This window comes from Halocynthiibacter styelae, assembly GCF_016123485.1.
Lineage (GTDB): Bacteria > Pseudomonadota > Alphaproteobacteria > Rhodobacterales > Rhodobacteraceae > Halocynthiibacter > Halocynthiibacter styelae.
Window position 1 is genome coordinate 147,914 of record NZ_JADCKQ010000006.1, and the last position, 25,807, is coordinate 173,720.

At 55.2% G+C, this 25,807-nt stretch carries 26 protein-coding genes; 8 read left to right on the top strand and 18 right to left on the bottom strand.

The window, feature by feature from the left end; genetic code table 11:
• Positions 1 to 19: 19 nt before the first annotated feature.
• The 3 genes from nusA to pip all read right to left on the bottom strand — a co-directional run bounded on the left by nusA (position 20) and on the right by pip (position 3,342).
• Positions 20 to 1,636: a transcription termination factor NusA gene (gene nusA / locus H1D41_RS09940; RefSeq protein ID WP_228848763.1), complete on the bottom strand. Its 1,617-nt coding sequence runs from the start codon at positions 1,634 to 1,636 to the stop codon at positions 20 to 22.
• Between the two features lie 2 nt (positions 1,637 to 1,638).
• Positions 1,639 to 2,229: a ribosome maturation factor RimP gene (gene rimP / locus H1D41_RS09945; protein WP_228848764.1), complete on the bottom strand. Its 591-nt coding sequence runs from the start codon at positions 2,227 to 2,229 to the stop codon at positions 1,639 to 1,641.
• Between the two features lie 138 nt (positions 2,230 to 2,367).
• Positions 2,368 to 3,342: a prolyl aminopeptidase gene (gene pip / locus H1D41_RS09950; RefSeq protein ID WP_228848765.1), complete on the bottom strand. Its 975-nt coding sequence runs from the start codon at positions 3,340 to 3,342 to the stop codon at positions 2,368 to 2,370.
• An 81-nt stretch (positions 3,343 to 3,423) separates the two neighbouring features.
• Here pip and ubiG point away from each other — a divergent pair, with 81 nt between their 5' ends.
• Positions 3,424 to 4,182 carry a bifunctional 2-polyprenyl-6-hydroxyphenol methylase/3-demethylubiquinol 3-O-methyltransferase UbiG gene (gene ubiG / locus H1D41_RS09955; RefSeq protein WP_228848766.1) on the top strand — a complete coding sequence of 253 codons (759 nt, stop codon included), beginning with the start codon at positions 3,424 to 3,426 and terminating at the stop codon, positions 4,180 to 4,182.
• Here ubiG and H1D41_RS09960 read toward each other — a convergent pair.
• The 4 genes from H1D41_RS09960 to H1D41_RS09975 are packed head-to-tail and all read right to left on the bottom strand — an operon-like array spanning position 4,179 to position 6,490.
• On the bottom strand, positions 4,179 to 4,619 hold the full coding sequence (locus H1D41_RS09960) for a MarR family winged helix-turn-helix transcriptional regulator (RefSeq protein ID WP_228848767.1): 441 nt from the start codon (positions 4,617 to 4,619) through the stop codon (positions 4,179 to 4,181). The two genes, ubiG and H1D41_RS09960, sit on opposite strands and share 4 nt — an antisense overlap.
• Entirely contained in the window at positions 4,616 to 5,461 is an 846-nt protein-coding gene (locus tag H1D41_RS09965) for a carbon-nitrogen hydrolase family protein (protein ID WP_228848823.1), read from the bottom strand. Before H1D41_RS09965 ends, H1D41_RS09960 begins: the two co-directional genes overlap by 4 nt.
• 3 nt (positions 5,462 to 5,464) lie before the next feature.
• Positions 5,465 to 5,722: a glutaredoxin 3 gene (grxC, locus tag H1D41_RS09970; protein WP_228848768.1), complete on the bottom strand. Its 258-nt coding sequence runs from the start codon at positions 5,720 to 5,722 to the stop codon at positions 5,465 to 5,467.
• Between the two features lie 36 nt (positions 5,723 to 5,758).
• On the bottom strand, positions 5,759 to 6,490 hold the full coding sequence (locus H1D41_RS09975; protein WP_228848769.1) for a ComF family protein: 732 nt from the start codon (positions 6,488 to 6,490) through the stop codon (positions 5,759 to 5,761).
• 41 nt (positions 6,491 to 6,531) lie between these two features.
• On the opposite strand from H1D41_RS09975, the gene H1D41_RS09980 reads away from it, so the two are divergent.
• Both H1D41_RS09980 and hemH read left to right on the top strand, forming a co-directional pair.
• A complete protein-coding gene (locus tag H1D41_RS09980) occupies positions 6,532 to 7,359 on the top strand; it encodes a methyltransferase domain-containing protein (RefSeq protein WP_228848770.1) in 828 nt (275 codons plus the stop codon).
• Positions 7,360 to 7,380: 21 nt separating this feature from the next.
• Positions 7,381 to 8,403, top strand: coding sequence for a ferrochelatase (gene hemH / locus H1D41_RS09985; RefSeq protein ID WP_228848771.1), 1,023 nt, complete (start codon positions 7,381 to 7,383; stop codon positions 8,401 to 8,403).
• A gap of 52 nt (positions 8,404 to 8,455) precedes the next feature.
• Here the strand turns inward: hemH and H1D41_RS09990 are convergent, their stop codons facing one another.
• Positions 8,456 to 9,037: a L,D-transpeptidase gene (locus H1D41_RS09990; RefSeq protein WP_228848772.1), complete on the bottom strand. Its 582-nt coding sequence runs from the start codon at positions 9,035 to 9,037 to the stop codon at positions 8,456 to 8,458.
• A gap of 171 nt (positions 9,038 to 9,208) precedes the next feature.
• On the opposite strand from H1D41_RS09990, the gene H1D41_RS09995 reads away from it, so the two are divergent.
• A complete protein-coding gene (locus H1D41_RS09995; RefSeq protein ID WP_228848773.1) occupies positions 9,209 to 9,763 on the top strand; it encodes a CAP domain-containing protein in 555 nt (184 codons plus the stop codon).
• Between the two features lie 53 nt (positions 9,764 to 9,816).
• Here H1D41_RS09995 and H1D41_RS10000 read toward each other — a convergent pair whose 3' ends face one another.
• The 7 genes from H1D41_RS10000 to hslO form a co-directional block, all read right to left on the bottom strand.
• On the bottom strand, positions 9,817 to 10,320 hold the full coding sequence (locus H1D41_RS10000) for a L,D-transpeptidase family protein (RefSeq protein WP_228848774.1): 504 nt from the start codon (positions 10,318 to 10,320) through the stop codon (positions 9,817 to 9,819).
• 77 nt (positions 10,321 to 10,397) lie between these two features.
• Positions 10,398 to 11,612, bottom strand: coding sequence for a class I SAM-dependent RNA methyltransferase (locus H1D41_RS10005; protein ID WP_228848775.1), 1,215 nt, complete (start codon positions 11,610 to 11,612; stop codon positions 10,398 to 10,400).
• Positions 11,593 to 13,467, bottom strand: a complete 1,875-nt coding sequence (locus H1D41_RS10010; protein ID WP_228848776.1) for an ABC transporter ATP-binding protein — start codon at positions 13,465 to 13,467, stop codon at positions 11,593 to 11,595. Before H1D41_RS10010 ends, H1D41_RS10005 begins: the two co-directional genes overlap by 20 nt.
• Positions 13,454 to 15,304 (bottom strand): ABC transporter ATP-binding protein, encoded by a 1,851-nt coding sequence (locus H1D41_RS10015; protein WP_228848777.1) that lies wholly within the window; start codon positions 15,302 to 15,304, stop codon positions 13,454 to 13,456. The genes H1D41_RS10010 and H1D41_RS10015 overlap by 14 nt, the downstream gene beginning before the upstream one ends.
• A gap of 114 nt (positions 15,305 to 15,418) precedes the next feature.
• Positions 15,419 to 16,573: a CCA tRNA nucleotidyltransferase gene (locus tag H1D41_RS10020; RefSeq protein ID WP_228848778.1), complete on the bottom strand. Its 1,155-nt coding sequence runs from the start codon at positions 16,571 to 16,573 to the stop codon at positions 15,419 to 15,421.
• On the bottom strand, positions 16,563 to 17,165 hold the full coding sequence (locus H1D41_RS10025; protein ID WP_394355403.1) for a CoA pyrophosphatase: 603 nt from the start codon (positions 17,163 to 17,165) through the stop codon (positions 16,563 to 16,565). Before H1D41_RS10025 ends, H1D41_RS10020 begins: the two co-directional genes overlap by 11 nt.
• Positions 17,158 to 18,153, bottom strand: coding sequence for an Hsp33 family molecular chaperone HslO (hslO, locus tag H1D41_RS10030; protein WP_228848779.1), 996 nt, complete (start codon positions 18,151 to 18,153; stop codon positions 17,158 to 17,160). Before hslO ends, H1D41_RS10025 begins: the two co-directional genes overlap by 8 nt.
• A gap of 72 nt (positions 18,154 to 18,225) precedes the next feature.
• On the opposite strand from hslO, the gene H1D41_RS10035 reads away from it, so the two are divergent.
• Entirely contained in the window at positions 18,226 to 18,684 is a 459-nt protein-coding gene (locus H1D41_RS10035; RefSeq protein ID WP_228848780.1) for an NUDIX domain-containing protein, read from the top strand.
• On the opposite strand, the gene H1D41_RS10040 is transcribed toward H1D41_RS10035, so the two are convergent.
• A complete protein-coding gene (locus tag H1D41_RS10040; RefSeq protein WP_228848781.1) occupies positions 18,644 to 19,957 on the bottom strand; it encodes a PP2C family protein-serine/threonine phosphatase in 1,314 nt (437 codons plus the stop codon). The two genes, H1D41_RS10035 and H1D41_RS10040, sit on opposite strands and share 41 nt — an antisense overlap.
• Before the next feature lie 152 nt (positions 19,958 to 20,109).
• On the opposite strand from H1D41_RS10040, the gene H1D41_RS10045 reads away from it, so the two are divergent.
• The 3 genes from H1D41_RS10045 to msrA all read left to right on the top strand — a co-directional run bounded on the left by H1D41_RS10045 (position 20,110) and on the right by msrA (position 22,542).
• Complete coding sequence (locus H1D41_RS10045; protein WP_228848782.1) at positions 20,110 to 20,433, top strand: Hpt domain-containing protein; 324 nt, start codon at positions 20,110 to 20,112, stop codon at positions 20,431 to 20,433.
• Positions 20,434 to 20,512: 79 nt separating this feature from the next.
• Complete coding sequence (locus tag H1D41_RS10050; protein ID WP_228848783.1) at positions 20,513 to 21,739, top strand: argininosuccinate synthase; 1,227 nt, start codon at positions 20,513 to 20,515, stop codon at positions 21,737 to 21,739.
• Between the two features lie 137 nt (positions 21,740 to 21,876).
• Positions 21,877 to 22,542: a peptide-methionine (S)-S-oxide reductase MsrA gene (gene msrA / locus H1D41_RS10055; RefSeq protein ID WP_228848784.1), complete on the top strand. Its 666-nt coding sequence runs from the start codon at positions 21,877 to 21,879 to the stop codon at positions 22,540 to 22,542.
• Here msrA and H1D41_RS10060 read toward each other — a convergent pair.
• Positions 22,536 to 23,414 carry a ribokinase gene (locus tag H1D41_RS10060; RefSeq protein WP_228848785.1) on the bottom strand — a complete coding sequence of 293 codons (879 nt, stop codon included), beginning with the start codon at positions 23,412 to 23,414 and terminating at the stop codon, positions 22,536 to 22,538. The two genes, msrA and H1D41_RS10060, sit on opposite strands and share 7 nt — an antisense overlap.
• Positions 23,414 to 25,672 (bottom strand): NADP-dependent malic enzyme, encoded by a 2,259-nt coding sequence (locus H1D41_RS10065; RefSeq protein WP_228848786.1) that lies wholly within the window; start codon positions 25,670 to 25,672, stop codon positions 23,414 to 23,416. Before H1D41_RS10065 ends, H1D41_RS10060 begins: the two co-directional genes overlap by 1 nt.
• Between the last annotated feature and the right edge of the window lie 135 nt (positions 25,673 to 25,807).

Sequence of the window (25,807 nt, forward strand, 5' to 3'; positions counted from 1 at the left end):
TACACTCTGAGGCCTGCGATCAGGCCTCAGCCTCCTCGGAAAGTTCAGCGTCGCCTTCTTCAGCTTCGGCTTCCAGATCCGCCGGATCCACCCAGCCCAGCTGAATACGTGCAGTCATCACAAGATCCTGTGCTTCTTCCAGAGAAACGTCGAATTTCTCAAGCACACCATCATCTTTCACACGCTGACCATCAACAACGGTCCAGCCACCGGCCAGTTCCCAGTCGGCGCAGGTTGCGAAATCTTCCAGTGTCTTCACACCATCTTCCGCAAGCGCTTCGATCATTTGTGGTGTCAGGCCTTCAAAGGCGAACAGGCTGTCTTCGACGCCCAGTTCACGTGCCTTTTCAACGGCTTTCGCGTTCTGTGCATCCAGGAATTCACGGGCGCGGGTCTGAAGTTCACCGGCGGTGCCTTCGTCAACACCGTCAATCACCAGAAGTTCATCCAGTTCAACATAGGCAACTTCTTCAAGGTTGGTGAACCCTTCAGAAACCAGCAGCTGAGCAAAAAATTCATCCAGATCCAGCGTGTCGATGAACAGTTTGGTGCGGGTTGCGAATTCAACCTGACGGCGTTCAGATTCTTCAGCTTCAGTCATGATGTCGATATCAAGACCGGTCAGCTGGCTTGCCAGACGAACGTTCTGACCACGACGACCAATTGCCAGAGACAGCTGTTCATCAGGCACAACAACAGTGATGCGTTCTGCTTCTTCGTCCAGAACAACCTTGGTCACCTCTGCAGGCTGCAGCGCGTTCACAAGGAAGGTTGGCTGATCATCGTTCCATGGAATGATGTCGATTTTCTCGCCCTGCAGTTCGTTCACAACGGCCTGCACGCGGGAACCACGCATACCAACACAGGCACCAACAGGATCAATAGAACCATCGTTGGAAATCACAGCGATCTTTGCACGTGAACCCGGGTCACGGGACACAGCTTTGATTTCGATGATGCCGTCATAGATTTCAGGCACTTCCATTTTGAACAGTTCCGCCATGAATTGCGGATCGGTACGGGACAGGAAGATCTGCGGGCCACGCTGTTCGCGACGCACGTCTTTAATATAGCAGCGCACACGATCATTCGGGCGATAGCTTTCGCGGCCGATTTTCTCGTTGCGGCGCAGGATCGCTTCGCCACGGCCTACGTCAACAATAACATTGCCGTATTCTTCGCGCTTCACCAGACCATTGATAATGGTACCGGCACGGTCCTGGAATTCTTCGAACTGACGATCACGTTCAGCTTCACGTACCTTCTGCAGGATAACCTGCTTGGCAGATTGCGCCGCGATACGACCCATTTCTACTGGCGGAACTTCGTCAGACAGCTCATCACCAACCGCAGGATCAGCAGTATATTGCTTTGCCTGCTCAACAGTCAGTTCAGCCTGATAGTTTTCCAGCAGATCATCTTCAACAACAGTCCGGACGCGGGTGAATGTCGCCTTACCGGTCTTGCGGTCGATGGATACACGGATATCCATCTCGCTGCCGTAACGGGATTTCGCCGCACGCGCCAGGCTTTCTTCCATCGCTTCGATAACCAGACCCGGGTCGATCATCTTTTCGCGGGCTACGGCCTCAGCAGTTTGGAGCAGCTCCAGCTGGTTTGCACTGGTAATCGCCATATTCAGTCCTCCTCAGAACCGTCTTCTGTCTGGATTTCATCAAATTGGTCTTCGTCAACAAGGCCCGCGTCTTTGCGCTGGCGCAGCATTTCAGAGATCAGGTCATCGGTCAGCACAAGCTTGGCTTCAGAAAGCCATTCAAACCGCAGACCAATGGTCATAGCTTCAACGCCTTTGTTCGCATCAAGCGTGATCAGAACTTCGTCATTTTCAGTTCCGGCAAGCGTGCCCTTGAAACGGCGACGACCATCGATCAGTTCACTTGTTTCAAGCTTCGCAACATAGCCGTTCCAGGTATCAAAGTCCTTCAGGCGTGTCAGCGGCCGGTCAATACCGGGGCTTGAAACCTCAAGGGAGTAGTTTTCCACAATCGGGTCTTCCACATCCATAATGGCAGAGACCGCAGTGGAAATCTGGGCGCATTCATCAACGTCGATACCCCCATCCGGGCGCTCCACCATCAGCTGAAGCGTCGAAACATTACCGCTCATCAGGCGGATGCGCACGACTTCAAATCCCATATCCTCGATCACGGGCTGAAGCAGCTCGAGAAGGCGACGGTCAATCGCGGCTTTGGCAATAAGATCAGACACGGTTTTTCCCCTGATGTCAGAACACAAAAAAACGGGCACACGGCCCGTTGCATTATTCCGGTGGGCGTCAGGTTTGGACCCCAACGCGCCGTTGTTACACCCCATATAGGCAAACTTTCCTGAGTCTGCAAGGCCTGTTTATACCTTCTCCTGCGCCCAGTCGTTTGTCGCCTGAACAAGGGCCCGGATGATACCAGGTTCTGACAGGGCATGACCGGCAGCAGGCACCATCTGCAATGTGGCATTCGGCCAGGACTGTGCCAGCGCCCAAGCGGATGTCGGCGGACAGATCATATCATACCGCCCCTGCACAATCACCGCCGGGATATGGGCGATCTTATGCAGATCCTGCAACAGCTGCCCTTCCTCAAGAAAAGCCCCATTGATAAAATAATGGCATTCCAGCCGGGCGAAAGCGAGGGCGTAGTTCTGCGGCACATTCACCATCGCGCCATTATTGCCCATAGAGGCCAGAGCATTTTCCCAGACCGCCCAACTGACAGCAAACCGCCGCTGCGCCGCACCATCTTCACCAAACAGGCGTTTATGATAGGCCCCGATCAGATCACCCCGCTCTCCAACGGGCACAAGCGAAGTAAAGCGATCCCACTGTTCTGGCCAGAACTGCCCGGCGCCACCACCATAAAACCAATCAAGTTCAGCCTTACGGGCCAGGAAAACTCCGCGGAGGAACAGTTTTGACACATGTTCCGGATGCGTCTGCGCATAGACCAGCGACAGCGTTGCCCCCCAACTGCCGCCAAACACCGCCCAGGTGTCTATTCCAAGGGAATTCCGGATCTTTTCCATATCCGCCACCAGATCCCAGGTGGTGTTGTTCTTTACAGACGCAAATGGGCGGGACCGCCCACAGCCGCGCTGATCAAACAAGATCACCCGGTAAACCGCAGGATCAAAAAAACGCCGCATCATCGGGCTGCAACCGCCGCCGGGCCCGCCATGCACAACAATCACAGGCACGCCATCACGCCGCCCACATTGTTCTACATAAATCTGATGCCCGTCGCCCACATCCAGCATCTGCCGGTCAAATGGTTCGCTCGAGGGATAAAGCTGCGCATCTGCGCTGATTTGGCCTGAAGTCTTATTCATAGAAATCCTGTAGCATTTCCTGGGCAAACAGGCGATATGCATGTCTGAAATTTGCGGCAACAAAACCACATGGGGGCCAGAATGCAAGCCACTCCTTCTGAGAACAGCACGACGTTTGACGCGGATGAGGTCGCCAAATTTGAGGCCATGGCCGCTGAATGGTGGGATCCCAACGGGAAGTTCAAGCCCTTACACATGCTCAACCCCTGCCGCCTGGATTACATAACGCGCCAGATTGCAGCAGAATTTGATCGTGATCTGAACGACACACTGCCGTTCAAAGGCCTGCGAATCCTCGATATCGGCTGTGGCGGCGGGCTGCTGTCCGAACCCATGGCGCGGCTTGGCGCAGATGTAATTGGCGCAGATGCGGCCGCCGGCAATATCCCCGTGGCCCAGGCACACGCCCGCCAAATGGGGCTTGAGATCGATTATCGCAATTGCCTGGCCGAAGATCTGGCAGAGGCAGGCGAAGTCTTTGATGTCGTCCTGAACATGGAAGTGATCGAACATGTGGCCGACCCACAGGCCTTCCTGAATGCCTGCAAAACCCTGTTGAAACCCGGCGGGCTGCTGCTGTGCTCCACCATCAACCGCAATCCCAAAAGCTTTGCTGTGGCGATTGTTGGCGCGGAACACATCATGCGCTGGCTGCCAAAAGGCACCCATGACTGGAAGAAATTCATCACCCCGGATGAACTGGTTGAACTCATCAAAAACGCTGAAATAGAGCCTGTTGATCGCAAGGGGTTCGTGTTCAATCCCCTGCTCTGGTCCTGGTCCATTTCTGATCGAGACCTGTCCGTGAACTATGTCACAGCCAGCGTGAACCGCGCTTAATCTTCGTCTAATTCTTCGCGCAGCGTCCGCAACACCGGCAGAGCTGCGCGGATCTTATCCGGTCCGATGTCATGCACCGCATCGCCGATCACCGGCGTCAGCGCGTGCAATGCCGCGTCGCGCGCTGATTTGCCCGCCGGGCTGATCGACACAAATTTACGTCGTGCATCATCCCAATCCGGGCGAATATGGATATATCCCGCCCATTCAAGTTTCGAGAGCGTGTTTGTCATCGCACCCTTCGTCACATGAAAGGCCCGTGCAAGCTGCACCGGGGATTTCTCACCCTTCACATGCGCCAGATGATTGAGCACAGAGAAATGCGAAAGCTCCATCCCTTTCGGCAAAGCTTTTGACAGCCGGTTGCGCGCCAGCTGTCCGGTCATAAAGACTTCGGAAAACAGGGCAATTGCCAGAGGATCGGAACCGTCGGTCACGCGGATGTTCCTTCAGGTTTCGCAAAATCGCGATCATGGGTCAGGGTCGGAATACGCCCGCGGGCCTCGGCGATCTTTGACATATCCAGATCCACCAGGGTCACGCCGGGGTCTTCGCCGCCATCCGCCAGGACTTCGCCCCATGGTGCAACCGCCAGGGAATGCCCATAAGTGTAACGTGGCTTGCCCGTGCTGACCGGGTGCTTACCACATTGCGCAGGTGCCAGAACAAAACATCCGGTTTCAATTGCGCGGGCGCGCAGCAAAACATGCCAGTGTGCGGCACCGGATACCGGCGAAAACGCCGCTGGCCCCGTGATAATATCCGCCCCCGCATGGCCCAGCGCCCGGTGCAGATGCGGAAAACGTACGTCATAACAGATCGTCATGCCGACTTTGCCAAAATCCGTATCCGTCACAACCGCCTGCTCACCCGGGCGATAACCTGCTGATTCCTTAAAGCTTTCCTGCGCATCGATATTCACATCAAACATGTGGATCTTGTCGTAACGCGCTTTAACCTCACCCGTTGGGCTGATCATGAACGACCGGTTCGCAAAGCGTCCATCGGCATCACCCGTTTTCAGACCAAGCGACCCGATCAACAGCCAGACCCCCAGCTTTGCCGCCTCATCGCGCAGCGCCGCCAGGGTAATGTCATCGGCCTCATGCTGAAGCACAGAATGCTGATGCGCACGGCTGTTTGACACGCAATTCGTCACCTCAGGCGTCAGGATAAATCCCGCACCTTCCGCATGCGCCTGACGCATGTAATCACGGATGACCGGAATATTATCCGCCGGCACGTCGGAAGACGACAGCTGTATCAGCCCTGCGCGCATCATTTATCCTTCCAGCATCAGATCAAGGGCACCGTTGCGTTCCAGATCATGCAGATCGTCACAGCCACCGATATGTTCTTTGCCGACAAAGATCTGCGGCACAGATGTCTGCCCCTGGGCGCGTTTCGTCATTTTCGCCCGCAGCGCACGATCCCCATCCACAGAGATTTCTTTATACTTCACGCCCTTTTTGTTCAGCAGGCGTTTCGCCGCATGGCAGAACCCGCACAAAGACGAGGTATAGATTTCAACAGGTTTCATCGCGCTTCCCTTCAGTTTCGATAAACTTATAGGGATTTAGGCATCCTTCGCAACGCGTGCCAGTACCACAACATCAATTCGTGACGCACCGGCAACCTTACAGGCCCCCGCACAAACCTGCAGCGTCGCGCCACTGGTCATCACATCGTCGACCAGCAACACCGGACGGCCTGCAATGCGGATCTTACGGCGCGGATGCACAAAGATGTTGTTTTTCATGATCTCAGCCCGCTGGTCTGCTGACTTCCCTTCCAACAATGGGGTTCTGTGACGACGGATCAGCAGATCCTGACACAGGGGCAATTCAGCCGTTCGCGCCAGAGACGCGGCCATCAGGGCGGATTGATTATACCTGCGCCGCAACAGACGCGACCAATGCAGGGGCACAGGCGCAACCAGGGTCTGATTTCCGATCAGATCCCGCGCGGCATGCGCCATCCAGGCCCCGGCTGGCTCCGCATATTCCGATTTATCGCCATGTTTCAGCGCCAGGATCATACGCCGGATATTACCCTTATATTCCGCAACAGCCCGCCCGCGCGTCCAGGCACGACCCAAGGCGCGACAATCATCACAATGCAGAACGCTGCCATCCTGATCTTCATGTCCCGGCAGGGGTGTTCCACAACAATCACAGGCCGCACCGGCAATAAACGGGGTGTTCCCCCAGCAATCCGCGCACAATCCACCGTTCACAGTTTCGACCGTGGCATTGCATGTCGCGCATTGGGGCGGGTAAAGGACATCAAGTGCTTTTTGCATCATCATAGCAGGCAAAACCTTTTACGGCACGCCTTCCGGAGAAACGGATGAACGGACCAGACAGATTAACCGATCGCAAACAACTGCTGCACAACCGTGCGCGCGCCACTGCGATGGAAGCACCCGCCATGTTCCTTTTGGAAGATGCGGCGCTTGAGCTTAAAGAAAGACTAAACGAGGTTAACAGGGCGTTTACGCAGCCTGCAATTGTCACTGGTTTTCCGGATTTCTGGGCAGATTTTCTGCCTGACGTGAAAATCATCCCTGATGATGAGCTGCTTGATCTGGAACCACAGGCCCATGATCTGATTGTTCACGCCATGTCCCTGCATTGGGCAGATGATCCGGTGGGGCAGATGATCCAATGTCGTCGCGCGCTGAAACCGGACGGCTTATTCATCGCCACATTGTTCGGCGGGCAGACCCTACAGGAATTGCGCGTCGCCATGGCAGAAGCCGAGGTCGCGATCATGGGCGGCCTGTCCCCCCGCATCGCCCCCATGGCCGAAATCCGTGATCTTGGGGCGCTTTTGCAACGCGCGGGCTTTGCCCTGCCCGTCGCAGACAATTTGACGCAGAATGTGACCTATAGGGATGCCGTGTCACTGATGCGCGATCTGCGGGCGATGGGCGAAGGCAACGCGATGAACAGGCGTCTGCGGGAACCTTCAAAACAGTCTCTGTTTCGGACGATTTCACAAATTTATGCCGAACATTTCCCGGCAAATGACAACCGCATCAAAGCAACCTTTGACATCATCACCCTCACCGGCTGGGCCCCGGATGACAGCCAACAGCAGCCACTGCGGCCTGGATCTGCGCAACAAAGCCTTGCAAATGCCCTGAATACCACCGAAATCAATATCCCAGACTAAACGCGCGCGCCAGGACACATTATGCTACCAGCAAACCACCTAAAATTGCCTTCCCCGAAAACCGGCATTCTGATCGCCAACCTCGGGACGCCGGACAATTATGATTACTGGTCCATGCGGCGCTATCTGAACGAATTTCTGTCTGACCGCCGGGTAATTGATCTGCCGCGCTGGAAGTGGCTGCCCATCCTCAAGCTGATCATTCTGACAAAACGCCCCTTCAGTTCCGGCGAGGCCTATAAATCCATCTGGAACGAAGAACAGGGTGAAAGCCCCCTGATGACCATCACCCGCGCCCAGACAGACAAACTGCGCGATGCCCTGACAGATGCCCATGGCGACAAGGTGCAGGTGGAATTCTGTATGCGCTATGGCAACCCCTCAACAGTGTCTAAAGTTGAGGAAATGATCAAAAACGGCTGTGAACGCATCCTGTTTTTCCCGCTGTATCCGCAATATGCCGGGGCAACCACAGCAACCGCAAATGACGCGTTTTTTGCCGCCCTGGGCAAAGCCCCCTGGCAGCCTGCCGCACGTACAGTGCCTGCCTATTTCGCACATCCGACCTATGTGGATGCGTTGGCACAATCTGTGGAAGCGGCCTATGCGAAAATGGATGTGCGCCCGGATCACCTGATTGCATCGTACCACGGCATGCCGGAACGTTATCTGACCCAGGGTGATCCCTATCACTGCCAGTGCCAGAAATCGACACGCCTGCTGAAAGAACGCCTGGGCTGGGAAGATGGCGAAATCATCACAACCTTCCAGTCCCGTTTCGGGCGCGAAGAATGGCTGAAACCTTATACCGTCGAACATGTGGCCGAACTGGCCCGCGCGGGTAAGAAGAACATCGCCGTCATCGCCCCCGCGTTTTCCGCTGATTGCATCGAAACCCTCGAAGAAATCAACGAGGAAATTCAGGAAGCCTTTGTTGAAGCCGGCGGTGAAACATTCACCTATATCCCCTGCCTCAATGATGACGCGGCCCATATCGCGGCATTGACGCAAATCATCGAAGAAGACCTGCAGGGCTGGGTGTAAACACAAAAAAGGGGGCGAAAGCCCCCGATTTAGTCTCTGTTTTTGTTAATCCTCAGATCAACAGAACCTGCGTGCCGTTTTTGGTCAGCGCGAACAGTTCAGCAATATGTTCGTTATAAAGACCAATACAGCCGTTTGAAGAACGACGCCCAATCTTACGTGTGTCCTGGGTGCCGTGAATACGGTAATACGTCCAGCTGAGGTACAGCGCATGCGTACCCAGCGGGTTTTCCGGGCCAGGGCCGATATAATCAGGCCATTCCGGATTACGTAGCTTCATAGACGGCGTCGGACGCCAGCTTGGCCCATCCACCTTACGCACAATGGATGTCCGGCCCAGACGGGTCAGCTCATCCGACATCGGCACAGAAGTTGGGTAAAGCTTATAAAGCGTCTGATCTTCATTCCAGAAGTGCAAAACCCGTGATGTGGTGTCCACAAGAATTGCACCATTGTTGGTGTTGGAAAAATAAGGGTGCCAGTCCAGCGAACGGAAGCTGGAAATATTGTGACGCACAGATCCGCCACCTTCCGGCGCAGTTTGCGCAATGGCAGGCGCTGCCAACCCGGCAACCGCCAGAGCGGAAGCACCACTCAGGAATTTACGGCGTCCAATTTTGTCTGATTTAAACATATGTCTGACCCTGTCTCGCATGGAGAAACTGAAATTTGAGCCGATAATATGGCGAGAAAGCCGCAGTCGCAAATCAAACAAGCGTTAACTCGCCGATTTTCGCCTGGGGCGCTTTGAAATACACACCACTTGCCGTTAGACGGACAGGAACAAAAACACGGATGTTTTAAAATGAGTAAAATTCTGGCCCTCTGCGCCTCACTGATCTTTGTACTCGCTGCATGTACACAGCCATCCGCAGTGCTTGGCCCGGATGGAAAACCGCTGCCACGCGTTTATCGCATCGGCAACGCATCCCAGGTTCAGTTCCGTATGCTGGATTCTGTGAACTCCCTGCGCGCTGCTGCCGGTCTTGGCCAGGTGCAGCTGAACAGCGAACTCAACGCTGCTGCGGCAACCCATTCCAAAGATATGGCCGCACAGAACCGCCCATGGCATTTTGGTTCTGACGGATCGTCCCCGCTGGTTCGCGCACAACGTGCCGGTTACGCGGGAACGCTTGAAGGCGAGAATATCTCTGAAACCTATGAAACCGAACTGCAGACCCTGTCTGCCTGGATGGCCGAATCCGGCACACGTGACGTGATCCTGGCTTCTGGTGCTGTGAACATGGGTTTCTCCTGGTTCCAGGAACCAAACGGCAAGATCTGGTGGACACTTCTGCTGGGCAACAATGACGTTCCACAGCTGCGTGTGACCGAATCAGTGGCCGCAAACCAAAGCTGATCCCAAACATCTGAATGACAAAAGGCAGGCCATTTCGCCTGCCTTTTTTGTTGTCATGGGTAGATCGTAATCGGCGTGCCGAGATTCACCATCGCAAAGATTTCCTCAATCTCGCGGTTGGTTACGGCAATGCAACCCGCTGTCCAGTCTTCATCCCCATTCGCGCGACTGCCCGGGCGCGGCGCGCCATGAATGAAAATATCGCCACCCGGACTGCGCCCCAGGGCACGCGCCGCCGCAACATCATTGCGATTGGGGTACGAAATACCGACGGACAGATGAAAACTGCTGTTCGGATTCTTCCGGTCAATCAGGTAGTTGCCTTCCGGCGTGCGCCCATCACCCTCAATTTGCTTATCGCCAACCGGCGCAAAACCCAGGCGCACCCGGTAGCTTTCCAGAACTTCGCCGTGATTCATCAGATAAAGACGCCGACGGCCCTTATACAGAATGATGCGCGTGACTTCCGGCCCATTGTAGCGCCGAAACTTTGAACCACCGCCACAGGCGGAAAGGAAGGCGGCGCCAAGGCCCAGAAGGAATGTAGAACGTTTCATCGGTTACTGCTCTTTTTTGTCCGACATACGGTATCTACAGCCATTCAGGCAAGCACCGCGCATCTTTATCCCATAACTTATCTGTGAAACCCGGCCACAACTTCAACATGGGATGACCAGCGGAACTGATCCACAACCTTCAGATTGCGCATGCCATAGCCCGCAGCGATCAGCACTTCGGCATCGCGCGCGAATGTCACCGGATTACAGGACACCATGGCAATGGTCGCCACATCAGATTTCGCAATTTCAGCGATTTGTGCTTCGGCACCCGCACGCGGCGGGTCGATGATGATGGCATCAAACTTGTTCAGCTCATCCGGCAAAAGCGGACGGCGGAACAGATCACGCGTGGTTGCTGTGACGGTGCGCAGACCTTTTGCATGACGCCACCCGGCCTCAAGGCTTGCGATCATCGCTTTTTCACCTTCAAACGCGTGAACTTCGGCAGATTGCGCCGCCGGGAACGTAAACGTCCCGCAGCCAGAAAACAGATCTGCAACACGTCCTGCCCCGTCAATCAGTTCAAGAACAGCCGAAACAAGCGTCTGTTCGCCTTCCTGGGTTGCCTGAAAAAACGCACCTGGCGGTGGCGTGACCGCTGCGGCGCCAAAGTTTACCGCAGGTGTGTGTTGTGTTGCGATCAACTCATCTTCCCAGGTCAGCCGTGCAATGCCTGGTTTGGCAGACGCCTGGGCAAGCTGGGCCAGAAACGGGCCATCCGCAGCTTTGCCGCCTTCGGCAAGGATATCTACACCACCTGTGGTTTCCGTCACCGTAAAGCGCAGGGTGCCTTTACGGCTGCCGCCAAGTACGGTCAGATCTTCCAGAACGGGCACAATATCCAGCAGAACCGGGCTGAGAACTTTACAGTTCGGCACGGCGATGACAGTGTCAGACGCCTTCATATGGAAACCAACAAGCGCGCCTTTCTTAGTGCGCCGCGCAGAAAACACCGCACGCCTGCGCGAGGCGGGGGGGGACGTTTCAGTTGCGCAAACCTCTGCCGTCATGCCGCGTGTGGTCAGGGCAGTCTGCACAACACCGCGCTTGAAGCCAGCGACAAAATCGTCGGACGCATGTTGCAGATTACAGCCGCCACAGGATTTCGCATGGGAACAGGGCGCTTTCACGCGATGATCCGAAGGCGTCACAATGGATGGGCCGACAATGCGATCCTTCTCGACCTCACCTGTGATCACTTCGCCGGGCAGAACCCCGGATACATAAAGAGGCCCGGCGACGATCCCGTCACCCTGATGCCCCAGTCGTTCAACTGTGTAGCGCGTCACCTTCAGTATCCTCTGTGCCTATGAAACCGCCTGACTGGCGTTCCCAATAGCGCGCATATAGCCCCTTTTGCAAAAGCAAATCTGCATGTGTGCCGATTTCTGCAATCTGTCCCTGATCCATCACAACAATCCGGTCCATGCGGGAAATGGTAGACAGGCGGTGGGCAATGGCCAGAACTGTCTTGCCTTCCATAACGGTTTCTAACGCTGTCTGAATGGCTGCCTCCACCTCAGAATCCAGCGCACTGGTGGCTTCGTCCAGCACAAGGATCGGCGCGTCTTTCAGAATGGCACGGGCAAGGGCAATACGCTGACGCTGTCCCCCGGACAATTTCACACCGCGTTCGCCAAGATGGGCGTCAAACCCTTTACGTCCGCTGTTGTCCTCAAGATCGGCAATGAACTCCAGCGCCTCAGCCTGACGCGCCGCATCGCGTACGTCTTCCAGCGTTGCACCCGGGCGGCCGTAACGAATGTTATCCAGCGCAGACCGGTTAAACATAGCGGTATCCTGCGTCACCATGCCGATTTGCGCCCGCAGGCTGGCCTGGCTGACACCATTTACATCCTGCCCATCCACAAGAACACGGCCCCGTTCCGGATCATAAAGCCGCAACAGCATTGAAACCAGGGTCGATTTCCCGGCGCCAGATGCCCCGACAATTCCAATCTTTTCGCCAGGCGCGATTTCCAGGTTCAACCCGCGCACACCACCGCTTTCACGCCCATAGGCAAAACCCAAATTGTCGAAATGCACTGCACCAGCAGATACGTTCAGCTCAACTGCGTCATTACGATCCGTCAGTTTATGCGCCGGGCTAAGCGTGCGCATCCCGTCCTCAACCTCGCCAATATCACCGTAAATCCCCATCAGCGTCCAACTAACCCAGCCGGTCATCTGCGCCAGGCGAATGGACATACCACCAACGGCAGTCAGCTCACCCGCAGTCACAGCACCCGCCCCCCAGCGGATCAGGCCGTAACCAACCATGGCAACCGGCAAGACACCCGCCAGAACGATCAGAAGGAACCGGAACAGCACCGCGACAGAGGCCCAGTCAACAGCACGTTCACGAAAGACAGAAACCGCATCCAGCGCCGCGCGATCTTCATGGGCGTCATGGGCAAACAGTTTCACGGTTTTGATATTGGTGATCGTATCAACAATCTGCCCGGTCACACCGGCACGCGCCCCGGCCCGCGCGGCGGATCTTGCCCGCACACGCGGCAGAAAATGCCGGAGCAGGCCAAAATAACCACCCAGCCAGAGCAGCATAATCACCACAAGCCCGGGATCAACAAACCCCGACAGAACCAACATGCCCAGAACCGCAGTCACGGCAAATGTCATAGCATTGATGGTTTCCTGCGTGACAGACACAATCGAATTCGCGGTTTGCATCTGCTTTTGCGCGATACGCCCGGCAAAATCATCGTCAAAGAACCCAACGGATTGCCCCAGCGTGTGCCGGTTCAGACGGGTCATCACCTGCGAGAACACATTTGGCATCACTGCGATCGACTGAAACCCGGTGGCAATCGCGAAAAACAGCGGACGCAGGATCAACAGGACCAGGGAAAACGCCAGGAAGGTCATCACATTCTGCGACCAGAACCCCTGCCCTGTTGCCTGTGCCACCGTCACCGCATCAATGATCTGGCCCAGCATATACATGATCAGCGATTCAAACACGCCGCCCATGGCAAAGCCAAAGGCCGCAAGTGCGATCACGCCCCAGCAGCCGCGCAGGGCCCAGCGTATGAACGCCATCAGCGTGGCAGGCGGCGGGCCTTTGGCGGCATTTTCCGGGTCAACGCGGCCAACAAGCCAGGCGGCGATTTTATCCATGTTCATTTACTTCATCTCCGCCAATAAACCCGCCGGACTGCCGCGCCCAGAAACCCGCATAAATGCCCCCTTTCGCCAGCAGTTCCGCGTGGTTGCCATCTTCAACAATCAGACCCTGATCCAGTACAATAATGCGATCCATCTTTGCGATCGTGGACAGACGGTGGGCAATCGCCAGCACGGTTTTACCCTCCATCATGTCATAAAGCGTGTCCTGAATCGCGGCTTCAACCTCACTGTCCAGCGCACTGGTCGCCTCATCCAACAACAAGATCGGCGCGTCTTTCAGAATGACCCGCGCAAGGGCAACCCGTTGCCGCTGACCGCCAGAAAGTTTCACACCGCGTTCGCCCACCTCGGCGTCATATCCCCGCCGCCCTTCCGGATCTTCCAGATCAAGGATGAAATCATGCGCTTCTGCCTGTTTAGCGGCTGCGATCATCTCTTCCTCGGTTGCGTCCGGACGGCCATACAACAGGTTTTCCCGAACCGAGCGATGCAAAAGGGAACTGTCCTGCTGCACCATACCTATCTGACGGCGCAGGCTGTTTTGCGTCACGCGTGAAATATCCTGATCATCCACAAGGATTGTTCCGCCCTCAATGTCATAAAACCGCAAAAGCAACTTTACGAGGGTCGTTTTCCCGGCACCAGACCGCCCGACAAGGCCAATTTTCTGCCCGGGTTCAACGCGCAGATCTACGCCATCAATCCCCCCGGTATCACGCCCATAACGATGCACAACACCCTGCATTTCAATTTTACCTTCACGGAAATCAAGCGATTTTGCATCCGGTGCATCCACAAGTGTCACGGGCTGGGCGATGGTCTCCATCCCTTCAGAAATGACACCAAGGTTGCGGAAGAAACTGGATAGCGCCCACATGATCCACCCGGTCATCGCGTTCAGACGCAGACATAAGGCAGAGGCCGCAGCAACAACACCAACACTTGCACTGCCCAACATCCACAACCAGATACCCCACCCCACAACGCCAACAATCAGAAACCCGTTCAGCGTCACCAGCATGACGTCCATTTTGGTGAAAATACGCATTTCAGCCTGAAAGGTTTTCCGCGTTTTTTCAATGGCTTCACCGGCCCATTTGATTTCAGTGTCATCATGGGCAAAAAGTTTTACAGAATGAATATTGGTATAACTGTCCACCACCCGGCCGGTTACAGTGGAACGCGCATCAGACGCGGCCTTTGACGCCGGACCAACGCGTTTCATCGTCCAGCGCACCAACAGCACATATAGCCCAAACCAGGCGATCAAAGGCAGCACAAGACGCGGATCGGACCCCATCAGCAAAACCGCCGCACCAACAAGATATGCGACCGCAAACGTCATGGCGTCAAACACCTGAAACGCAGCTTCACCTGCGGCAGGGGGCGTCTGCATGATCCGGTTTGCAATCCGGCCGGCGAAGTCATTTTCAAACCAGCCAATGGATTGCCGCAACACATGTTTATGCGCGCGCCAGCGGATCAACGTGCCAAAATTCGGCAAAATTGTCTGGTTCAAAAGGGCGACGTCAACCACCTGAATCAACGGACGCAGGAAAAGCACAAACAGGGCGACCAGGATAAACTCTGTCACATAGTTCGCGCGAATTTCTTCAGGTGAAAGCCCTGTCAAAAGATCCACGACACGGCCCATATACCAGATCAGGCCAACCTCTACGGCGGCCACGATCACGGAAACGATGGCCGTTACCCAGAACACTTTCGCGAACGGACGGGCATATTCCCGCATGAAGGGCCAAAGCTTTGTCGGCGGCGTGTCGGTTTCCTGGTAATCCACATAGGGGTTAACCAGACGTTCAAAGAACCCAAGCATGGTTTGGACTTTCAGCAATCAAAGAAGAACATAAGGCGAATATCCGCAGAGAACACCAGGTTCAGCCAGATCACAAGGGAAATACTGCGCAGAATGCCAGAGCTTATCTGTGCGTTATTGCGACAGCAGATCTTCTTTCGTGGCTTTGAAGCCGCCATCGATCCACGCTTGTTCCAGCTTTTTCAGCTGGTCACCCAGCGCTTTGCCAGAATATTCCGGCATCAGATCCTTTGCGAAAACCGGAAACTGCGCCTGGCTGGCGGATTTTGCCGCATCAAGATCAGCATCCGCAACCATCAACCCAGCCATATTTGCCCGTAATAGGCTCACATTTCGCGCAACTTCAAAACTATGACGATACGCAATCTCTGTAACGGGTGTGAGCGATCCCATCTGATCCAGCAGCAGGTCAAGCCGCGTGTTTTGCGCCTTTGACAAGCGCAGTTTTTCAGCCACATCTTCCCCGCCAATACAGGCAAGACGCCGGATTGGGTCCACAGAAATGTTTCCCTCAATATGCACAAGCTGCCCCAACATCCCGGTTTCAGCGCCGGGCAAGATGTGGGTCAGAACACCAGTCTGCTGCATGCAGGCCATAGCGGGCGCGGGGTCACTGGCAGAGAGGATTTTCAGAATTTCAGCGCCAATACGTTCCCGGGAAAGTGTCTCTAACCCGCCCAGATTCATAGAAATCGCGGCCAGCGCTTCTGGGTCAGGTCCCTCATCTACATCGCCGTACCAGGCGTAAAACCGAAAGAACCGCAGGCTGCGCAGGTAATCCTCACGAATACGTTCGCTGGCATCACCAATAAAACGAATGCACCGCACGGCCAGATCTGCGATCCCACCGGTTGGATCAGAAATACTGCCCTCCGCGTCGGCATAAAGCGCGTTCATCGTGAAATCACGTCGCGCCGCGTCTTCTTCAATCGTGTCGGCAAAAGCCACCGTCGCACGCCGGCCGTCAGTGGCGACATCCCGGCGCAGGGTTGTGATCTCATAAGGTTCGCCGCCGCAAATCACCGTGACAGTGCCATGTTCAATCCCCGTCGGGATCACTTTCAGGCCGGCCCCTTTTGCAAGACTCATCACCACCTCGGGGTGCGCGGTAGTGGTGACATCCAGATCAGACACCGGCGCATTGATCAACGCATTGCGCACGCAGCCCCCGACAAACCAGGCCTCGTGTCCGGCATCATTCAGCAGGGACATGACCTGTTTGCTGGCAACTGATGTCAGCCAGGGTTCATTCCGCAGATCAGTTTTCATTAACGCCCCCTGCAAGATTACGCAGCATGCGTGCGGTGGCACCCCAGATATAATACGGCCCCCAGGGCACAATGAAATAGAACCGTTTTTTTCCTTGCCAGCGGCGGTGTTCAATCGTGAAACGATCCTTGTTCAGCACATGGGGCAGCGGCACCTGAAACACTTCTGAAACTTCGCCGGGTTCAGACACAGGCTGAAAATCCCCATGTACCAAGCCAACAAACGGCGTGACCGTAAAGCCGGTTACCGTTTCATGATCCGGCAGTTGTCCAAGAATTTCCACCTGCTCTGGCGGCAGGCCAATCTCTTCCTGCGCTTCACGCAAAGCGGCGGCACGGGCATCCGCATCAGTAGCATCGACCTTACCACCCGGAAAAGCGATTTGCCCGGGATGGTGTTTCATCCCGGATGCACGTTTCGTCAGAATAACCTGTGGATCATCGCCCGGTACAATCGCGATCAAAACCGCAGCTTCCCGCAGTTTTCGCCCTTCCGGCAGCGCGATTTCAGGATTGAGATCAAAATCAGAAGACGCCCCCCGCGCATTCTTCAGCGCAGAAAGCATCGTTTTTCTGATCAGTTCTTCATTCACCCGCAGCCCCGGCATCTTTACCGCAACTCGCTGGATCCATCACATAATGCGCACCGCAGAACTGACAGTCAGCCGTGATGGTGCCGTCTTCTTTGGTCATATGCGTCAGGTCTTTTGCGGAATACATCGACAGGCTGTTACGCACTTTATCCTCGGAACAGGAACAGCCGAATTTCACTGACTTTGCATCATAAACCCGCGGTTCTTCCTCGTGGAACAGGCGCAAAAGCAATTGAGTTGGCTCAACAGATGGGCCAATCAGTTCCAGTTCTTCGACAGAAGACAAAAGAATATTGGCACGGTTCCAGTTTTCTTCCGCATCATCTTCCAACAGATCAGACGCCGCAAGAACGCCATCTTCGCCACCACCGCCTTCATCATTTGCCACAGAGGGCGACGCCTTCGGCATATGTTGCAGCATCACGCCACCCGCACGCCAGCTTTCTACACCACCAGGCAAAGTAGAACGCCCAGCGGTCAGTTCAAACCGCGTTGGCAGCTGTTCAGATTGCGCGAAATAGGTTTCGGCGCAGGCCGTCAGCGAACCACCCGCAATAGGTGTAATGCCCTGATAGGGCTGCATGCCTTCGCCTTGATCGATCAGGATCGCAAAATACCCTTTGCCAATCAGATCAAAAGGTTCTGCGCTTTCATCCAGGCGATCTTTGTCAAAACTGGCCCAGGCCCGGATTTTCGCGGGCTCGCCTTCGCTTTCCGGCCCGTAATAATCGGTTGCCAGAATACGTGCAGGCCCGTCACCGCGCACCTGCAGGGACAGCTTCCAGCGCAGATCAATACTTTGTCCAATCAAAGCGGTCAGCATGGTCATTTCAGCAACCAGCGCTTCGATCTTTTCCGGGTAATCGTGTTGGGACAGAACAGTGTTCAGCAGCCCATCAAGACGACAGACCCGACCGCGAATGTCGCAACGGTCGAGCTGAAAGGGAAGAACAGTATCATCCCAGGCAATTTGAGATATAGAAGACATGAGTAATCCTTGCGCAGTTGGCCTGAAATACCCTGGCTGGCGTGGTACAGCAACCATTTGAGGAATCCCCATATGATCCGCCGCTTCGGAGAGCCCCGAAAACAGGATATTCGCTACCGGCACCGTCCGGGTGCCTATGTGATTTTACCTTCAGGTGGGGATTTACTGCTGACCCGTCAAGAGGGGGAAGAAAGTGAGTTGCAACTACCGGGGGGTGGGATCGATCCCGGAGAAAGCCCGGTTCAGGCGCTGCATCGCGAAGTGTTGGAAGAAACCGGCTGGCGCATCAGTCGGCCCAGACACCTTGTGGCTTACCGGCGTTTCGCCTGGTTGCCGGATTATAAGTTCTGGGCAGAAAAGCTATGCCATATCTATGTGGCTTCCCCTGTGCGCCCACATGGCCCACCGTCAGAACCCGGGCATGAAGCCCTGTGGATGAATACAAGTGAAGCCACTCGCACGCTGACCAACGAAGGGGATGCTTTCGCTGTCACCCAGTGGGTTCAGGCCGGTGCACATCCTCCCCGCTGAATTCCAGCAGGACAGCCGAAACATCATCAGGAAAATCTTTCTGCCCCGAATATTCCGTCAGATGGGTGATCATTGCTTCCAAAAGCTTTTCCCCCTTCCGATCCGCATTCATCACCATAAAATCGCGCACGCCTTCATCATCCAACAGGCTTTCCTGCGGATCCGGGCATTCCATCACGCCATCAGACGGGATGAAGATCCGGTCCCCCGGGGCCAGTGTCACAGAGAAATCTGTATAGTAAGCCGCATCAATCAAACCAACAGGCATGCCACCGGTGCCAACTGATTCGCAGCTGCCATCTGCGCGTTGAATCACCGGATGAGGATGCCCGGCCTGACACATCACAACCTTACCCGTACGCAGATCAACATTGGCGATCAACAGGGTAAAGTAATGTTCTGTTTCCATTTCATTCATCACAATGGTGTTCAGAAGATCCGCCGCATCCGCAGGATTGCGCAGGCGAAACCCACCGTTTTCATCTGCTTCCAGTGCAACATTCTGTTCCGGCGAACGCCCTGAAAGGTTCCCCGCCAGTCGTGCGGTCATCAGTGCAGATGTGATCCCATGGCCCGACACATCAATGCCCCAGATGCCGATCTGATGGTCATCAACCCTAAAGAACCCAACAAGATCACCACCAACATGCCCACTTGATCGCAATGTCAAAGATACCTGTGCAGCGCCGAAATCCTTAAATCTTTCACGAATCAAGGACTGCTGTAGCTTTTTCGCTTCCATCAGGTCGCGATCCACCATGTCGTACAGTTCGGTCAGCTCATTCAGCGTCGCGGACACAAGCCGGTTCTTTTCCTGCAACTCGCCTTCCATCTTCAGAATACGTTCGCCCGCCGTAATACGCGCGCGCAACTCATCCGCATTCACAGGTTTTGTCAGGAAATCATCCGCGCCAACTTCCAGCCCCCGCGCGATTTCGCCTTTTTCACTTTTTGAGGTCAAAAGGATGAAATACCCGTATCCCTGCCGGTCAAGTTGACGAAACGCTTGGCAAAATTCCAACCCGTTCATTCCGGGCATCATCCAGTCGCTCAGCACAAAATCAACGTGATTACTTGCACAGAAATCCATAGCTTCCTGGCCCGAAGCCGCTTCAGCCACCTGAAATCCCCAGCGTTTCAGCATTGCCGTCAGAATTTTGCGCTGCACCTTGCTGTCATCAACAACCAGCACAAATCGCTTCCCCTCTTGTCCGGGGGAACAATCAACCTCAACAAAGTCCGGCTGTGTTTGTGTGAGAACAGCTTTGTTCATACCATGTGCCAAATCATTTCATAACACCCAACTCTATAGGTGCAGTCCTTTAAGACTTAATGAATGTCAGCAGTCACTCTCCATAAATCCCCGTTAAACTGTTGGTAACACGCAGCCTGCTATATGTTTTCTTCCAGAGAAACGGGTGCAACATGATCGACTGGACGCGGGTAGAAGAACTGAAACAGGAAGTCGGGGAAGATGATTTTTCCGAGGTCGTTGATCTGTTCCTGGAAGAAGTTGAAGAAACCATCACCCGGCTGAAACAAACCCCTGATCTGTCCCAACTTGAAGAAGACATGCATTTCCTGAAAGGCAGCGCCCTGAATCTTGGCTTTGAACAATTCAGCACCCTCTGTCAGGCCGGGGAAACTGCGGCGGCCGCCGGTGGTGCTGAAACGATCAATCTTCCCGAAATTTTCACAAGTTATGACGGGTCAAAGGCAGAATTCCTGAAAGGGGGACCAGGCACATAGCCGCAGATATACCACTGTGCTTGCCCCTGCCTGTAAAAACAGGTAATCGCGTGGCGATCACGTCACGAAGGAGCCTGTCATGTCTGCGCCAAAAAAAGTTGTTCTCGCTTATTCCGGGGGTCTTGATACCTCTATCATCCTGAAATGGCTGCAAACGGAATATGGATGTGAAGTTGTGACATTCACCGCCGACCTTGGTCAGGGTGAAGAACTGGAACCTGCGCGTGCCAAGGCCGAACTTCTGGGCATCAAGCCTGAAAATATCTACATTGAGGATGTGCGCGAAGAATTTGTACGTGACTTCGTCTTCCCGATGTTCCGCGCCAATGCTGTTTACGAAGGTCTGTATCTGCTGGGTACTTCCATCGCGCGTCCGCTGATCTCCAAACGTCTTGTTGAGATCGCCGCTGAAACCGGTGCCGATGCTGTGGCCCACGGTGCAACAGGCAAAGGCAACGACCAGGTTCGTTTTGAACTGGCCGCTTACGCCCTGAACCCCGATATCAAAGTGATCGCCCCATGGCGCGAATGGGATCTGACATCCCGGACACGTCTGCTGGAATTTGCTGAGCAAAACCAGATCCCTGTGGCAAAAGACAAGCGCGGCGAAGCCCCGTTCTCTGTTGACGCAAACCTGCTGCACACCTCTTCTGAAGGCAAAGTTCTGGAAGATCCGGCTGTTGAAGCCCCTGATTACGTCTATCAGCGCACTGTACACCCGGAAGATGCGCCTGACACACCAGAATTTGTCGAAGTAACCTTCGAAAAGGGTGATCCAATCGCGATCAATGGCGAATCCATGTCACCGGCAGAAATCCTGACAAAGCTGAATGAACTGGGCGGCAAGCACGGCATCGGACGTCTTGACCTGGTCGAAGGCCGTTTCGTTGGCATGAAATCCCGCGGCATCTATGAAACCCCGGGCGGCACCCTGCTGCTCGAGGCCCACCGCGGCATCGAATCCATCACCATGGACCGTGGCGCAATGCACCTCAAAGATGAGCTGATGCCAAAATATGCTGAACTGATCTACAACGGGTTCTGGTATTCCCCTGAACGTGAAATGCTTCAGGCCGCGATCGACAAAAGCCAGGAACATGTGTCCGGCACCGTGCGTATGAAACTGTACAAAGGCATGGCGCAAACTGTTGGCCGCTGGTCCGAAAACAGTCTCTATTCCGAAGCACATGTGACCTTTGAGGAAGACGCAGGCGCCTACGATCAGACCGATGCAGCGGGCTTCATTCAGCTCAACGCCCTGCGTTTGAAACTGCTGGCAGCCCGCGACAAGCGCAACAAAGGCTAAGCCATCACAAACCCATTCAAAGCCCGGCCTTCGCGCCGGGCTTTTTCGTTTTCACGCCCCCTCACCTTCCCGTGACACCCCCTTGCCCGCACGCGCGGACAAAGGCAGTCTGGCCCCAGATTACAGGAGCCGACCAAATGACCGCTTTCAAACGCCTGAAACACGCCTTCTCCCTGACCCTTGCCATTGGGTTGGGAACTTTCCTGCAATGCACGGCAGCCAATGCGCAGGATCAGGCGACCGTTGTGGTTGCCGGGGGCTGCTTCTGGTGTGTGGAAAGCGATTTTGAAAGCGTGCCTGGTGTGATCGAAGCTGTTTCAGGTTTCTCCGGTGGTCACATCGAAAACCCAAGCTATCGTCAGGTCACAGGCGGTGGCACAGGCCATTATGAAGCCGTGGAAATTACCTATAACCCCGGTCAGATCGGCCTTGATCAGATCCTGCATATGTTCCTGCGTTCCGTTGATCCACTGGATGCGGGCGGGCAATTCTGTGATCGCGGCGACGGTTATCGCACCGCGATCTGGTATGATGGGGCGGGTGAACGCGCCATTGCCGAAGCCGCCGTTGCCCGTGCCGAAGCTGACCTTGGCCGCGATATCGTGACACCTGTTCTGGCACGCACGGCCTTTTACCCTGCCGATGAAGGCCACCAAGATTACTATAAAGGCCGCAATCGCGTGGTCACGCGCTTTGGCTATGTGCGCCAGTCGAACGCCTATAAACGGTATCGCAATGCCTGTGGCCGCGATCAGCGTGTATCAGAAATCTGGGGTGATGCTGCGCCTTTCGCAGATCACTGAGCGGAGAGAAACGCCTCAACTTCTGCTGCATCCGGAATCGCGGTTGCAGCCCCCACCCGGGTCACCTGGATCGCAGAGGTCGCGCTCGCCCGACGCAAGGCATCCACATCTGACAGCCCTTGTTCAAACCCGGCCACAAAGCTGCCTGCAAAGGTATCACCGGCACCGGTTGTATCGACAGGATCAACAGAAAATGCAGGGTTAGAGACTATTTCACCCGTTTTCGTATCCAGAAGATCCACACCTTTCGCCCCGGCCGTGATCAACACTTTCGCAACCGGCAGATCAGCGGTTTTCACGCCCAGCGCATCTGACAATTGCGCTGCCTCTATTTCATTCATCAGAAGAAGATCGGTGAAAGGCAGCATGGCTTTCACTGCCTCCGCATCAAATGGTGCTGCGGAATAGGCCACTTTCACCCCATTTGTGCGGGCCGCTTTTGCGGCGTCCACCTGATGCGAGGTTTCATTCTGAATAAGGACCCAGTCCCCCGCACCACCCGTAGCAAGCGCCGCCTGAATATCAACAGCAGACTGATCAAGGTTCGCACCGGCAAAAATTACAATAGCATTTTCTGCCTGCGGATCAACATTGATAATCGCATGACCTGTCGGCGCATCCGACGTGCGGATATGATCCACCCCCACGCCAAATCCCCGCAGCGCATCAACTGCCCAGACCCCATCCGCACCAACTGCGCCAATATGCTGTGTCACAGACCCGGCCTTGGCGGCAGCAACCGACTGATTGGCCCCCTTCCCGCCCAGGCCCGTCTGAACCGCACTGGCCGCAAGCGTTTCTCCTGGCGCCGGCAAATGCGGCACCTGATACACATGGTCAGCATTGATCGAGCCAAGGCAGAAAACGGTCATCAGCCTACCTTATTCGCTGCCAGAACCGCCATGTTCAGGATGTCGTTCACGGTGGAACCGATGGAACAGATCTGAACTGGTTTATCGACGCCGGTCAGGATCGGGCCGATCACGGTGGCACCGGCCATTTCCTGCATTAGTTTCACAGAAATCGACGCAGAGTGACGCGCAGGCACAACAAGAACGTTCGCGGGCCCTGTCAGGCGCTGGAACGGATAACTTTCCTGGGCAACTTCGTTCATCGCCACGTCAACAGTCATCTCACCTTCGTATTCGAAATCCACCCCACGGGTATCCAGAACCTCTGGCGCAAGATGCATTTTCTCTGCCCGTTCGGACACCGGATACCCGAAGGTTGAGAAGCTGACAAAGGCGACACGTGGTTCAAGACCCAGGGCGCGTGCAACTTTCGCACCGGCAATTGCGATATTTGCCAGGTCGTCCTCATCCGGCCATTCATGCACCAGCGTATCAGACACCAACACCACGCGGCCATTGTGCAGAAGGGCCGTCACACCGACAGCGCCACTGTCTGCACTGACATCCATCACGTGATTGATCAGATCCATCACCTGCGCAGATTTACGGGTGGCACCGGACACCAGGCCATCACCATGCCCGTGCGCCAACATCAGCGCAGCGAACACATGACGATCCCGTGCGGCCAGTTTATGTACATCACCCCGGTCAAAGCCAAGACGCTGCAGGCGTTTGTAAAGGTAAGCTTTATAGGTGCGCAAATATGGGGTGTTGGCGGCGTTCACCACCTCAAGTTCGCTAACAGCATCGCCAAGACCGGCCGCTGTCAGTTTCTCGGCAACATCCGCTTCACGACCCACAACCAGGGCTTTGCCCAGCCCCTGACGCTGATAGGCCACCGCCGCACGCAATACGCGTGGATCATCGCCCTCGGCAAAGATCATACGGGCCTGCGCCTGCTTCGCCCGCGCATGAATGCCGCGCAGAATGTTTGCAGTCGGGTCAAGGCGGGCCTTCAGACCTTCGGCATAGCCTTCCATATCAATGATCGGGCGGCGCGCCACACCGGTATCCATACCAGCCTGGGCCACCGCAGTTGGGATCATATAGATCAGACGCGGATCAAAAGGGGTTGGGATGATGTAATCACGGCCAAAGGACAGCTTCCGACCATAAGCCATTGCCACTTCGTCCGGCACATCTTCACGGGCCAGCTTTGCCAGTGCCTGGGCACAGGCGATTTTCATCTCATCATTGATCGCACGCGCATGAATATCCAGCGCCCCGCGGAACAGGTATGGGAAGCCAAGCACGTTGTTCACCTGGTTCGGATAATCCGAACGCCCGGTCGCAACGATCGCATCTTCACGCACAGCATGGGCTTCTTCCGGGGTGATCTCAGGATCCGGGTTCGCCATCGCAAAGATCACCGGATCTTTCGCCATTGCGGCGACCATCTCTGGTGTCACAGCGCCTTTCACAGAAACGCCCAGGAAGACATCTGCGCCTTCCATAGCGTCCTCAAGCGTACGCAGATCTGTCTGGATCGCATGGGCAGATTTCCACTGGTTCATACCTTCGGTACGACCCTGATAAATCACACCCTTGGTATCGCAAACCACACAGTTTTCATGCGTCGCGCCCATGGATTTCAGCAGTTCGATACAAGCAATACCCGCAGCACCCGCACCATTGAGAACGATTTTCACATCCTCAATCTTCTTGCCAGAGATCTGCAGCGCATTCAAAAGGCCCGCCGCACAGATCACAGCTGTCCCGTGCTGGTCATCATGGAACACCGGGATGTCCATCATCTCTTTCAGACGCTGTTCGATGATAAAGCACTCCGGCGCCTTGATGTCTTCAAGGTTGATGCCGCCAAAGCTTGGCCCCATCAGTTTCACCGCATTGATGAAAGCGTCGCAATCCTCTGTGTCCAGCTCAAGGTCGATCGAATTCACATCAGCGAACCGCTTGAACAGCACCGCCTTACCTTCCATCACCGGCTTGGACGCCAGCGCGCCAAGGTTGCCAAGGCCCAGAACCGCAGTGCCGTTGGAAATCACCGCAACCATATTGCCCTTGGTCGTGTAATCATATGCCGTCGCCGGGTCAGCCGCGATCGCCTCACAGGGGACCGCCACACCGGGGGAATAGGCCAGCGACAGATCGCGCTGGGTGGCCATGGGTTTGGATGCTACGATGTCATATTTACCTGGTTTCGGGTCCAGGTGATACGCAAGCGCTTCTTCCGGGGTAACTTTACTATTATTGGCCATGGGTCCTCACTTCGCGGGCTATCACGTCAAACTACAGTAAATTTCAGCGCCGACAACAACCAGACCACCCGAAAACCGGCCTTTTCTGGATCAATACCGGCAAAATCGCGCCAGATCATGTTTGCAGGCGCGCGC